Below are 13,644 nucleotides of genomic sequence, written 5' to 3'. Positions count from 1 at the left end.
GAAAAGAATATGGCATACACAAGTTATAGAAAACTGTGTATGCCATTGTTTTATACTTCATATTGCTTCGAAAGACAAAAGAAAATCCTTCCTGTAACATTGGTTACAAATTATTTGTTTTCTGTTCCCTACCTTTGTCCTCTGAATAATAAAAGAGGAAAATATGAAAGATTATAAACTTATGACAGTCGGCCAGATTGTAGCCGATCGTTTTGACCACGCAAAGGTATTCAATAAGTATGGCATTGATTTCTGTTGCAATGGAGATGTCTCGCTGACTGATGCTTGTGAAAGAGCCGGAGCAGGGGTGGACAGTTTGTTGGAAGAGTTGAGGCAAACGCAACCGAACCATTCTCCGATTTTTGATTTTAAAAGTTGGCCTATGGATTTATTGGTAGATTACATCCTGAAATTCCATCATCGTAATATCCGTTACCAGGGACCGCAGATTCTTCAATTGCTTGATAAAGTTTGTGAGGTACACGGTGAGAAACATCCGGAACTTCATGAGATACGTGGGTTGTTTCAGGAGTCCTGGATAGATCTGAATAATCATCTTACCAAGGAGGAAATGGTGTTGTTTCCTTATATATACGATTTGTTCGATGCAGTGACCCAACACCGCCCCGTTCCGCCTTTTCATTGTGGCAGTGTCAGTAGCCCTATTTCGGTAATGATGCATGAACATGATGCCGAAGGTGAACGTTTTCGCCGGATTTCTTTATTGGCTCAGGGATATTTAGTACCCGATGATGCTTGTGACACCTACAGGTTATTGTTTGAGATGTTGGAGACATTTGAGAAAAATTTGCATCATCATATTCATTTAGAAAATAATATTGTTTTTCCTATGGCTATAGAGCTACAGGAGAACTGTGAACGAATGTGTTAATTGTTAACGTTTTTAGCCTAAAGTATTAACAAAACAAGATCGAGTATTAAACGGTGTTATAATACAGGATATTTTTGCTCTGATATTTGCTAATTGCTTGAAATTCGGTATATTTGTATTGTGTTTTTTTCATAAGTATTAGATTTAAGGTTAACAAAAGATTGGTTGCTCGGGATGAGTAGCCATTTTTTGTATTCGATACTTTGGTTATTTATTCTTCAATTAGAGTATGACGTTTAAAATCTATATCCCAGTCCTATTCTCACAGTAGGATAGATGGCGGAATTGCCGTTGGAGGACTTTATATAACCGGCTCCGCCAGATAGATCGAAAAGAAAATGTTTCCATACGCGTCGAAATCCCCAATATGGGGTGATAACATATATATGCGCTGTTTTTACTCCGCTGCTGATGGCTATTGGAAAAGAATATCCGAAACAGGCAGATAAATACCCACCGGAATTGCTCCAAGTACGCTTGCCATTGCGATGCCTTTTCTTCAGGTTATAATAAAAACGTGGTTCTATGGCTAAATCTCCGGTTACTAAATGATAGTCTTTGGTGGCGATATGAAATTCGCGAAGTGATTCCATTTTGAGTTGCCATGTTCTTCCAAAAGCATAAGAAGCTCCTGCGCTAAAAATAACAGTACCTTTCGGAGCAAAAGCATATTCATAACTATATGCCAGTCCGATACCATTTAAACTGATACTGTGACCGGAGACGGTTTGGAATTGGGCAGATGCATCTGGTCTTTTTTGAGGATTGTGCTCAGCATGGATAGAGAGGGCGAATAATGTAAGTAGAATTGTGGTGATAAATAATACTTTCTGCATATGTTTTCTGTTTTGGGTTTTATAATTGATTTCTTGATTATAAAGACAGAAAAAAGAAGAAGATTCCCTATTCGAATGAAGAGAATAATTTAACGATAAAATACAGAATCTAAAGTTTGGGCCAGTAGCGGTGAGGAGATCTACCTAAACTTTAGATTCTGTATGATAGGCAAAGTGCTTGTTATTTACGGATGCATCTGACAGAAAGAGCTCTGTCTGTTATATTGCCGTCTTTTATTTCATTTGTAGTATGCAGCAAATAGATTGCTTTATTTATTTGATTTCCAGATGAATTGGTAGACCAGTATACCACCGTATATAAGCCGTTGGTATACCCGTTCTTACTTTTTAGAATATATCCTTCCGGCATTCCATTGAATCCTGTAGTGTTAAGTATAGGAAGCTTGTCACCGTTTTCATCGCTTGACCATGGCCCAGATTTCAGTTTAGAAGCATCATTGTTTATATATTGCTTTAGTTGTTCCCACTCGGTTTCGGTAGGAATATTCCATCCTTGGGGTGATAACTTGCCTGAAATAACAGCTTCAGAATTGTAAAAGTAAAAATTTTGAGGCGCATCTTGATATTTCCCGGTGTAATAGCCTGCTGTTGCCGTGAAATCCTTTTTCAAAGTAATTGTTTTACCGTCGGTATAGCGTGTCGCTTCCAAACTACGTCCCATCCAATATTGGATTCCTATTTTTACTATAGGATAAGTTTTGGTTTCCGTATTCCGTATATCTGTCAAGACATCTTCTTGCAATCGTACAGGTAGAGGATTTTCCGGCTTGGATATTGATATTGAGTTATCTTCGGCTATGTAGAAATCGTTGATGACGCTTTGATTTCCGGGCGTGTAGGCTAATACATTATTAACTTTGTTCCAAGAGACCTTGCCTCCGTGAACGGCTGCTGTTTCGTCAAGTAAACAAATTACCGTGCCGTTGTTTAAATCTGTTTCTCCATTTAGAACAGGATAGGCGACGATGGCTTGTGCATCGATATTGTCTGCCAATAGATACTCTTTACAGATCTCTGCTACCTGCGTCCCTTCGTTAATGGCTTTATATACATTACTCTTACTGAATTTCAGTGCAGCCAGGTGAATTATACCTGATGTTTCCTGAGCTGTCGTTTCACCCGACTCCCCTTCTGTCCAGTCTGCAATGCTATGATCGAAGTTGTTGATTTGAATACCTTCGGATGATTTATAGATAATGCCTATGGAACAGCTTTTTTCACTGGACAGCTGAAAGTTGTCCGGAAATGGGCAACTATAGCTCTTTCCATCTATTTCCATATTTATGTAGTGACTGTCAGACTCTATTTTTTCGGGTATCAGTATCGCTTTTTTGCCTATAAGGGTATTATTCTCTATTTTCCATTCTCCATAAGGAATAATGCCGCTCGTTTGTCCCGATGACTCGAATTGGCCGGTGAGAAAATCATAAGATGCTTCCGAATGGAATCCGTTTAAGGATAAGGTAGGGTTATCAGCCAAGAGCTCTTGTAAGTCTTCTCCGGCTGCGGGTCTTATAATGATTTCCAGTTTGCAAAGTTTGTGTTTATATTCCATGGCAACCATGTTCTGGCTGGGTGTAATGTCATTGTTTACAGCGATCATAAAGTCGGAAAGTGATAGTCCGCCCACAGTACTTTGGTCGGTCCGTATCTGGACCTGCATTGTACTTTTGTCCGGTTCAATACCTGTTTCTTGAAAAGGATAATAACTGATGAAGTTACATTCTCCGTTTCCTTTAGGATAATAAATCGTTTCTTCCGGTTCGAAGCCGGAGGTTTGGGAACATGTGAAACGCATATTGTCAATGTATCGTTTCTGATTGATAGTTGATGGTTGTGTCAATACATACAAGCCAATGGCGTCCTTTTCTTGAAATTTGTTATCAATAACACGTGTGGGGTTGCATAAAATTTGTGTAGAAAGGCGGATAGGAATTTCTCCGGGAAGGGTTGTCGATTCTTCTGAAATTTCATTTACACAGGAAGTGCTGACAAGCAGGGGCATCATTATGAATTTTATCATAAAGGATGCAATTTTCATGTTTTTCATTGTAGTATATAGTTTAATTTGTGTTTTAGTTTCATTGTTTAACTATATGTTTAAGGAGTAACAAAGCTACTATTATTAATACAATTATTACTATGAATTATGATAATATTTTGTATTTATATAATAAATGTTTCACTACTGTTCCGTTAAAGTAAATAATAGTTCTTTGAAATGATTGAAATATAGTCGATTAAGTTATATTTTGAAATAAAACGGATTTGAATTTCTATTTTTGCAGCTGTAATGATGAATCAAGATAAATACACTTTTTCTCAACTTTTCCACTTTTTTGAACAGAACTCGGTTTAACAACTACGTTCGTAAGTACGATGTCAACCGTTATGTGAAGCATTTTACTTACTGGAACCAAATAGAAAAATCGCCAAGTTAGTATTTCTAACTTGGCGACTCTCACTTTTGCTCTTCAAGAGGGCACTGAAAAGCCATCTGTTTTTTCAGTGCCCTCGGAAATTTCCGGGCAGCTTTTTATTTTTCTCCGTTCAAACGGCGGAGTATTCTTACACAAGTTTAAAACTTACGTGTGTTCAGGTTCTTGTCGACCAAAACGCCATCAATAGCTTTCAGATCAAACTTCACGGCACGTTTCGCTTTCAGCTTCAGAATAAACAGATCGTTTGTTCCTTCAAGGGCTTCTTTAGCTCCAAGGTTAACGAATGTAGGATAGAGTGCTTTTGTACCATTGGTATGGAGTCTGTCGTAAGTCAGATTTTCCATTGCTTTAAGGTTCAAAGGTTCGACACCTACAAATTCATAATCTTGCTGATTGTATGGCAACGCAAAACTCAAGGCATTTACAGAACGGAGGTTGACACCTTTTACAAGCACTTCAACCACATCACCCTTACTGTAATTTCGTTTAGCCGTACTGATCTCAATAGTACCATCCAGTTTCTCAATCGGTTCATCACTGACACCATCTTCCAATTGTGTTGCCACAACAGAAATGTCATAAGCATCGATCAAACCATTCTGGTCGATATCACCTACGCTGATATAGCCTTCATAGTCGGAATCACCTTTTCTCAGACCGGTATAGTTGGTATACGAAGTTAAATCGTTATTATCGATCTTACCGTCGTTATTGATATCACCCTGCAAACGGCTCTCTGTTCCAGGAACTTTAAATACATACAATTCTCTACCCGAACCATAATTGTTCACACCTTCCGTTACAGCCAGTTTGATATAGCGTGCAGTCGGGCGCTCAGTAAATGTAAATACTTTCACATCACCATTACGTTTCCAGTCGATTGCTCCGGCCTCAGTCCAATTCTCTTTATCCATACTGTAATATACAGTACCTTTCAGAATCGTTCCGTTACCACCGTCGGTACGTGGCAGGTATTCGAATTTATCCAACTGGTTCACAGTTCTCAAGTCGATAATCATATCATATGGCAGCGCTTTTGCTCCATACTTCGTATGCCACATATCACCCAATTCGGCAAAGTCGAACAAACGATCGATATCAAATCCTTCCTGATTCTTCGCAGTTGTTTCACCCTTGATTCCGTGAAGAGCAAATTCCAGCGGGTTCGCTTTTGTCTTAGCGCTGAATTCAGCCCAATCCGAATAGCCATCCTTGTTTACGGCACGGATCTTGAATGCGTAGTCGGTTTCAGCAGCCAGCCCGTCAAACAGCAACTCAGTATCCTTAATTGTTGTATACAACATGCCATTGAACTCTATTTCATAGAAATCGGCATTCGGCACTTTGCTCCATGTAGGTTTCAAAGTGTAAGCTTCAATATTCTCGGCAGTAATCTGAGCTGCAGGAGCAGTCAGCGAACCGGACGTAACTCTGTAATTATCGGCAGGCGCATACTGGAAGCCTTCGATATTCATCACAACCTGATTTTTAGTAATGTCAGTAGCAGCCAACTTCACAAGAAGCTGAGGATTCTTAGTGATTACCTTCTTTTCAAATTCACTGCCTTTCGTAGCAAATTTATTCAGATTAGGAGCAGCATCATAGAAGTATACATTCTCACCTTTCTGGAAATCATCCATAGAGAGCACTTCGATCAACTTCACTTTGCTTTTGCCCACCTGAGCAGAAACTTTCTTTGGTTTGGCAGTAATATTTACCCTAAACTCAGTAGCTTTCTCTTTTACAAAACCGTCGAAATCACCCTGTGTAGGACGAATAGAAATCTTCACATTGTTTTTCGAATCAACATTTGACTCAATGAAAGTTGTGGCACCTTTACCATCCTTATATGCTTCCGATACACCGTCATCATCATATTCAACAGTCATCATGTGCTTATACGGATAGATCTCGTAGATACGAAGTCCTTTGTTGATTTCAGCAACGTTATTGTTAGGATTGGTCATCGGGATAATAGCTCCGTTCTTCACAAATACCGGAAGTTTCCAGAGAGGAGCAGCAAAGTTGTTGAGTACACAGTTACCCTGATATTTTTCTCCGGTGAAATAATCGATCCATTCTCCTTCAGGCAGATAAATACCGTCACGGATATCATTCCCTTCAGCATCTGCTTTTGTGGCTTTATAGATAGGTGCTACCAGGAAGTCGGTACCATACATAAACTGATACTGCGTGGCTGTACCCAGAGTATAAGCATTCGGATATTCCAGGAACATAGCACGAATAAGCGGCATTCCGGTTACAGCTTCTTTCGCAAAACTATAAGTATAAGGCATCAATTCCGATTTCAGTTTCAGATACCAGCGGTTGATAGAAGTGGCAGGTTCGCCCAAAGCATGCGGATATTTTTCGTTCGATCCCCATCCATCCATATTCAGCTGCATCGGAGTGAAAGTTTTCCACTGGAAGTCTCTGGTGTTGACAATCATATTCTTGCCGCCGAAGATACCATCCATATCCGAAGAGATGTTAGGCTGACCTGACAGACCTGAACCGATATAAGTCGGGATGTGGAAACGGATGTACTCCCATACACCGCCTGTCTGGTCGCCCGACCAGATTCCGGCATATCGTTGTGTACCGGCCCAACCATCGAGTGAAATAATGAACGGACGGGCATCATCTCCGTAATAAGGCATAATATGACCTACGTCTGCCACACCATTCAGTCCGAAGGAATATCCCCAGCCTACCCATGCAACGTCTGTTTTCAATACACGCACACCGGCATCTCTCACTTCCTTCACAATATCTCTTTGCAGCAATGCACTCACACCTTCTTTCGGATGCAAGTCAGACTGTGTCCACAAACCGATTTCGACACCATTCTTACGAGCATAGTCGCCCAGACTTTTCAGATTCTGGATGTTTCCGTCAAGGGTTTCGGTCTGTCCGTATCCGGCACCATATCCGTCGTTTGGCAGCAACCAGCCTAAAGGCATGTCATGATTCTTATAGCGATCAATCACTGCACGGGCCGAGAACTGATAATTATTCTTTTCTCCGTTCAATGATTCCTTGATTCCACCATTATCTTTCTGGCTTTCCTTATAGCGTTTTCCGTCTTCGAACAAGATTCCTTTTTCGTCTTCCTTCCAGTAGTCACGGTTATAAGCATTCAAGTGACCCTGATAAAAACCGAACTTAGGCAACAACACCGGATTACCGGTCAATTGATAAAAGTCATTCAGAATCCCTACGGCACCATCACTAACCATATAGAATACATCAAGGTAAGGAGAATCGTGCATAAGCTTCACTTTACCTTTTTCTTCCGCACCGAAATCATATTTACCCGGTTTGAAAGTATACCACATCATACCATAGCCGTTAGTAGACCAATAGAAAGGTGTGGGTGAAGCTACTCCACCGTCTGTCCAGCTATTTTCGTTTACAATATTAATTGCTTTTCCTTTGTGCGAAAAACGTCCGTTCTGCACACCGCCGCCATAGAAATATTCGTTGGGGTTCTCTTTCAGAGTTACAGTAACTTTTCCTTTATCAAAAAGTACCGGTTCGGCTTCTTCAAAAGCTACGGTATTCTTTTCCAAGTCGATCACTTTCATCAAAGAGGTATTCTTATCGATTTCCACCTTGATTTTCCCCGTAGTGATAGAAAGGAGATTACCGCCATCATTTAAGTCAAGCGTAGAGACTGTGTTTCTGGGATTATTTACCAGAATTTGTGCTTCAGGTTTCGCTTCCGGATCACGGATGATTCCTCCATCATTGTCCTGAAATACTCTGAAGATGTTCTCTCCGTAGAAATCGAATGTCATTCTCTGGTTATTAGAGAACAGTACTTCAATCGTAGTCGGATTGATTTTCTTTGCACTAACGATCTTCAAGTTTTGTTGTGTCACTTCTCTAACGATTTCGGACCGATGCATAGCCTGCATAGGCGAACCGGAAAACATCAGAGGCAAAGCGAGAGCGAAGAGCACTGCTTTTCGCTGCTTACAATTACCAATTGCGTTCTTCATGATTTTTACTATAAAATTTCAACTAAATATTACTCCATTCTGTCAATAGATTGAATACGCAAAAATAGGCAAAAGTATTCAGAAAAGGCATATTCTATGAAAATAAATACAAGTAAATACACTTGCTTCCTATAATTCAAGAAACACCTTCACACTCTATGCCCGTTTCCTCCTAATCATCAATCGAAAAACATGAGGGTGTTTTTCGATTGATGATTAGAACATAAGACTATCCGGTCAGCAAGATAAAACACTTACCTTATTACCTAATCCAACAACCGGTTCGGAATAGCGGTACGTTACTTCCCAAAACACACATTATTTATAGAGGAAATTAGCCAATCAGAATGAAAATCTTAACTTTGCAGGACAAAAATGAAATCATATATGGAAAAGCTAAAAATGGAATCTGTGAGTATCGCAGAGGACAGCCTGAATAAAATAGCCGAACTCTTCCCGAACGTAGTCACTGAATCGATGGGTAAGGACGGACAGCTACATAAAGCTATCGACTTTGATAAACTGAAATTCCTCCTTACAGCCAACCAAGCAGAAATGGGAGTGGTATATGATGACGACGAACGTTACGAATTAACATGGGTGGGCAAGAAGCAGGCGATAAGAGAGGCGGCGCATCCTATCCGCAAAACATTGCGTCCCTGCCCGGAAGAGAGCAGGAATTGGGAACAGACCCAAAACCTATACATCGAGGGAGACAATCTGGACGCAATGAAACTCCTGAAAAAGAGTTATGCAGGAAAGGTAGACGTTATCTATATCGATCCGCCTTACAACACGGGTAAAGACTTTATCTTCAATGATACATTCGCTCTTTCACAGGAAGAATCCGACGAGAAACAGGGAAGATATAATGAAGAAGGACAACGATTGTTTCAGAATACGGAGGCTAACGGAAAGTTTCACTCCGATTGGTGTAGCATGATGTATGCCCGGCTGATGCTTGCCCATACCCTGTTAAATGATAATGGCATCATTTTCATTTCCATTGATGATCACGAACTGGCAAATCTGATTAAAATAGGCAATGAAGTATTCAATGCTTCTAATTTCATCGATGTATTTAATTGGGCAAAGACGGAAACTCCGGAAAATCTCTCGAAAAAAAGCAAGCAAATCATCGAATACATCGTCTGCTATCAGAAGAAGAAAAACGACATGAAATTCCAGGGTCTGAAGAAGGAGTCGGTCAGTTCAAACGGTCTGTTGAATCAACCGAATTCCGTCGGCATTCTGACTTTCCCGGCCAACAAAGTAGTTACTTCCATCCCCGACGGAGTGATCAAAGCGGGCATGTACGGAACAGATGCGTATGACGTGGAATTACTGGAAGATACCACCGTACGTGACGGACTGTTTACAGCCCCCGTCAAGCTGAAAGCCAAATTCAAATGGAGTCAGGAAAATCTGGAGAAAGAGATAAAAAAAGGAACAACCATCAAAATACCGACTCTTAAGTTAAGTCCTTCGTACGAAAAACTGGAATATGACCCGGAAGTTCCACCCAACCTGATCAATTACAAAGTAGGAGTTGAAACTAATGAGCAGGCCGGTAACTATCAGCTACAGTTCTTTGATAAGAAAGTGTTCAACTTTCCGAAACCTGTCAGTCTGATTCAATATTTATGTGAGTTTATCGACACCAAAAACAAAGATTGTATTGTGATGGACTTCTTCTCTGGTAGTGGCACTACTGCCGAAGCGGTTATGCGGATGAACATGAAACCGCGTAAAAACAAGGTGAAGTACATTCTCGTACAACTGCCGGAAGATGTGACTGAAACAATAAAAAAGGCCAAGACTCCCAGTGAAAAAGAGATCATGCAAAATGCGATCGACTTTCTCACGGAAAAGCATAAAGCATTGAACATCTGCGAACTGTCCAAAGAGCGTATTCGACGTGCCGGAGACACGATTGAGGCGGAATGCAACCAACTTAAATTAAAGAACCGCCCGGACATCGGTTTCCGTGTTTTTCGGATTGCCGACAGCAATATGAAGGACGTGTACTACAGTGCAAAGGAATATTCACAGAGTGATTTATTCTATTTCACTGATAATATCAAAGAAGACCGTACCGGACTCGATCTGCTTTATGGTTGCCTGACCAACCTGGGACTATCCCTGTCACTCCCACACAATGAAGAGGATATAAATGGATATACGGTTTATTCTGTCGACAAGACCGAATTAATGGCATGTTTCGCTGAACAGATTCCCGAAAAAGTCTTCCGTGAAATAGCCGGCAGGCAACCGCGCCGGGTCGTCTTTCGGGATGCCTCGTTCAGGGATAGTGCCGATCGCATCAACATAGACGAGATATTTAAAACGTTATCTCCCGGTACTATGATCGAGATTCTTTAAACAGAGAAGGAAGGTACAGAAATGAAATTAAAATTCAAACATCAAAAGTTTCAGGAAGACGCAGCAAAAGCGGTATGTGATGTCTTTGCCGGGCAGCCATACAAGATGCTCGACTATCAAGTAGAGACCCGGAAGAAAGACGGACAGACCAGTTACGAAAGGTTTACAGGATTCCGTAACCACCCTGTCGTACCCCAACTCACAGATGAAATCGTTCTGAGACATATCCAGAATATCCAGCGTGCCCAACAAATCAAACCGTCGGAAGCACTGGAAGGGAAATACAACCTCACCATCGAAATGGAGACGGGTGTAGGTAAAACGTATACCTACATCAAAACCATCTTCGAACTGAATAAACGCTACGGTTGGTGCAAGTTCATCATTGTCGTACCCAGTGTTGCCATCCGCGAAGGAGTCCACAAAAGCCTGGAGATTATGAAGGAACACTTTGCCTCGGATTACAGCACCCCTCTGTCTTATTTCATCTACGACTCCAAACAGTTGGGTGAATTGAACGCATTTGTCACAGACAGCAGAATCCATGTAATGATCATCAATTCACAGAAGTTCAATGCTACGAACAAAGACGCCCGCCGCATCTACATGAAACTGGATGATTTTGGCGGCAGCTGTCCTATCGATGTGATTGCGCAGATGAATCCGATACTGATTATCGACGAACCCCAGTCGGTAGAAGGAGTCAAAACAAAAGAGGGATTGAAACGATTCAATCCCCTGTTCACACTGCGTTATTCGGCTACACACCGCGAACTCTATAACCTGGTCTATCGCCTGGACGCGATGGAAGCTTACAACCTGAAACTGGTTAAGAAGATTGCCGTCAAAGGTATTTCCATCAGTGGAACAACAGCCACTGAAGGCTTCGTCTATCTGGAAGGTTTAAATCTGTATCCGGACAAAAATCCGACTGCCAATATCGGATTCGAAGTAAAAAGAACCAAAGCAGTGAATCAGGTAGTACGGGCTCTGAAAGTAAATGATGACTTGTACGCTAAATCAAACCGTCTGGAAGAATACCGGAACGACTATGTAATTACAGATATCAACGGCGTTGAAAATTCCGTCACCTTCCGGAACGGCATCAAGCTTTATGCAGGTGACGTAACGGGTAGCGTCAACGAAACTCAACTACGACGTATCCAGATACGAGAAACCATCTTATCACATATTAAGAAAGAACAGGAACTGTTTGAGAAAGACATCAAAGTTCTCTCCCTTTTCTTCATCGATGAAGTAGCCAAATACCGCCAGTATAACCCGGACGGAAAAGGAGAATATGCCGAGATTTTCGAGCAGGAATATACCGATATCATAAAGCACTTGGACCTTTCGTTATTCAATCAGCCGGAATATATCAATTATCTAAAATCGACCGTGGCATCAAAAGCTCACGAAGGGTACTTCTCCAAAGATAGAAAAGGAAAGCTGATTGACAGTAAAACCGAGCGGGGAACCAAAGAATCAACAGATGAGGAGGCATACGATTTGATTATGAAAAATAAAGAACGCCTGCTTGACCGAAAAGAGCCGATCCGCTTTATTTTTTCACATTCCGCCCTGCGGGAAGGATGGGATAACCCGAACGTCTTTCAAATCTGTACCCTGAAACAAAGTTCGGCAGAGGTACGCAAGCGTCAGGAGGTGGGACGCGGGCTGCGCCTCTGCGTAAACGGACAGGGAGATCGCATGGACGCCAACGTTTTAGGCAAAGAAGTGCATCGTGTCAACCTACTGACCGTGATAGCCAGTGAATCGTATGAATCGTTTGCCAAAGGCTTACAGACAGAAATGGCAGAAGCCATAGCCGACCGCCCACAAAAAGTAACTATCCAATTATTCAAGGACAAGACTCTCCGATTGCCTAATGGTGAAACCATCATAGCAACCGAAGATATAGCACAAAGTATCTACGACTCTTTACTTGAAAACAAGTATATCAAGAAAGGAGAACTGACGGACAAATTCTATGATGACCGTAAACAGGGAGAAGTGATTTTCGACGATGAGCTCACCGATTATAAGGCGTCTATCATGACCATCCTAACCTCTATCTATAATCCAAGAGAGATGCAGCCGGACGATGCAAGGAAATACAACATAAATCTTCGGTTGTCGAAAGATAAACTTGAAAACAGCAAACTTCAGGAATTGCTAAAGCTACTATGCAGCAAGTCAACCTACACCGTAAAGTTTGACGAAAAAGAATTGGTAGAGAAAGCAATCGGGAGCTTAAATGAAAAGTTAAGAGTACCCCAGCTCTATCTTTCTGTCATTACAGGCCAAATGGACGAAATCAAGTCTAAAGCAACTTTGGTTTCGGGAGAGGCATTTAAAGTAGATCCCAATCAGGCGCACTATGAAAAGATAGATGCCATGGCAAACGATCAAGTAAAATATGACTTACTCGGTAAACTCACAAACGCCACAAATCTGACCCGAAAGGCAGTTGCTCAGATTCTTGCCCGGATAAAACCGAATGTATTCGCCCAATTCAGAAATAATCCCGAAGATTTTATTATTAAGGCTTCGGAACTGATTAACGAAGAAAAAGCGCGTCTGATAGTACAACATATCGAATATAGCCCAATCGACCAGTACTATGATGTATCGGTCTTTACCCAGGCAGCTGTTCAAGGATGTTTGGGAGTAAACACAATGAAAGCAGATAAACATCTGTACGACCATGTGAGATTCGACTCTCGAAATGAAAAAACATTCATGGAAAAACTGGAAGAAAATGACGAAATAGAAGCTTATGTAAAACTACCCAACAGTTTCTATATCCCTACTCCAATGGGAAAATACCATCCGGACTGGGCCATCGTCTTCAAACAAAAGTTGTCGAAGTATCCTTATTTTATAGCCGAAACCAAAGCCAGCGATTCTTCCCTGCAAGACCGGGAAATAGAAAGGGCAAAGATAGAATGTGCCAAAAAACATTTTGCGAATGTAAACGGTGGAAAGCTTAAATATGATAAAGTAAGTTCCTTCGAGGAACTTTTGAAAATTGTCGCACAAGATCCCGTTTAAATCCAATAAAATAG

7 protein-coding genes are annotated in these 13,644 nt (G+C 41.2%); 4 read left to right on the top strand and 3 right to left on the bottom strand.

Going from position 1 to position 13,644, the window contains the following annotated elements; translation table 11 throughout:
• Window positions 1-163: 163 nt before the first annotated feature.
• The gene (gene ric, locus QK890_RS16435; protein WP_005809855.1) at window positions 164-892 is read left to right on the top strand and encodes an iron-sulfur cluster repair di-iron protein; all 729 of its coding nucleotides are present in this window, start codon (window positions 164-166) and stop codon (window positions 890-892) included.
• Between the two features lie 236 nt (window positions 893-1,128).
• On the opposite strand, the gene QK890_RS16430 is transcribed toward ric, so the two are convergent.
• Together QK890_RS16430 and QK890_RS16425 are read right to left on the bottom strand one after the other, a co-directional pair.
• Window positions 1,129-1,728, bottom strand: coding sequence for a hypothetical protein (locus QK890_RS16430; protein ID WP_005809857.1), 600 nt, complete (start codon window positions 1,726-1,728; stop codon window positions 1,129-1,131).
• A 181-nt stretch (window positions 1,729-1,909) separates the two neighbouring features.
• A complete protein-coding gene (locus QK890_RS16425; protein WP_005809859.1) occupies window positions 1,910-3,799 on the bottom strand; it encodes a fimbrillin family protein in 1,890 nt (629 codons plus the stop codon).
• A gap of 289 nt (window positions 3,800-4,088) precedes the next feature.
• Between QK890_RS16425 and QK890_RS16420 the strand changes: the two genes are divergently transcribed.
• Window positions 4,089-4,190: a DUF4372 domain-containing protein gene (locus QK890_RS16420; protein ID WP_157195908.1), complete on the top strand. Its 102-nt coding sequence runs from the start codon at window positions 4,089-4,091 to the stop codon at window positions 4,188-4,190.
• 137 nt (window positions 4,191-4,327) lie between these two features.
• On the opposite strand, the gene QK890_RS16415 is transcribed toward QK890_RS16420, so the two are convergent.
• On the bottom strand, window positions 4,328-8,194 hold the full coding sequence (locus QK890_RS16415) for a TIM-barrel domain-containing protein (RefSeq protein ID WP_005809861.1): 3,867 nt from the start codon (window positions 8,192-8,194) through the stop codon (window positions 4,328-4,330).
• A 387-nt stretch (window positions 8,195-8,581) separates the two neighbouring features.
• Between QK890_RS16415 and QK890_RS16410 the strand changes: the two genes are divergently transcribed.
• Both QK890_RS16410 and QK890_RS16405 read left to right on the top strand, forming a co-directional pair.
• Window positions 8,582-10,576, top strand: a complete 1,995-nt coding sequence (locus QK890_RS16410) for a site-specific DNA-methyltransferase (RefSeq protein ID WP_032529852.1) — start codon at window positions 8,582-8,584, stop codon at window positions 10,574-10,576.
• A gap of 21 nt (window positions 10,577-10,597) precedes the next feature.
• Window positions 10,598-13,630, top strand: coding sequence for a type III restriction-modification system endonuclease (locus QK890_RS16405; protein ID WP_032529853.1), 3,033 nt, complete (start codon window positions 10,598-10,600; stop codon window positions 13,628-13,630).
• The last annotated feature ends 14 nt before the right edge of the window (window positions 13,631-13,644 follow it).

The organism is Bacteroides sp. NGMCC 1.200775, from assembly GCF_040798045.1.
GTDB lineage: Bacteria > Bacteroidota > Bacteroidia > Bacteroidales > Bacteroidaceae > Bacteroides > Bacteroides hominis.
This window is presented reverse-complemented; position numbering and strand designations above follow the sequence as displayed.

Excerpts from the sequence above, each read along its gene's own strand:
- ric (WP_005809855.1), top strand. The coding sequence starts at position 164 with ATGAAAGATTATAAACTTATGACAGTCGGCCAGATTGTAGCCGATCGT.
- QK890_RS16415 (WP_005809861.1), bottom strand. The coding sequence starts at position 8,194 with ATGAAGAACGCAATTGGTAATTGTAAGCAGCGAAAAGCAGTGCTCTTC.
- QK890_RS16405 (WP_032529853.1), top strand. The coding sequence starts at position 10,598 with ATGAAATTAAAATTCAAACATCAAAAGTTTCAGGAAGACGCAGCAAAA.
- QK890_RS16410 (WP_032529852.1), top strand. The coding sequence starts at position 8,582 with ATGGAAAAGCTAAAAATGGAATCTGTGAGTATCGCAGAGGACAGCCTG.
- QK890_RS16425 (WP_005809859.1), bottom strand. The coding sequence starts at position 3,799 with ATGAAAAACATGAAAATTGCATCCTTTATGATAAAATTCATAATGATG.
- QK890_RS16430 (WP_005809857.1), bottom strand. The coding sequence starts at position 1,728 with ATGCAGAAAGTATTATTTATCACCACAATTCTACTTACATTATTCGCC.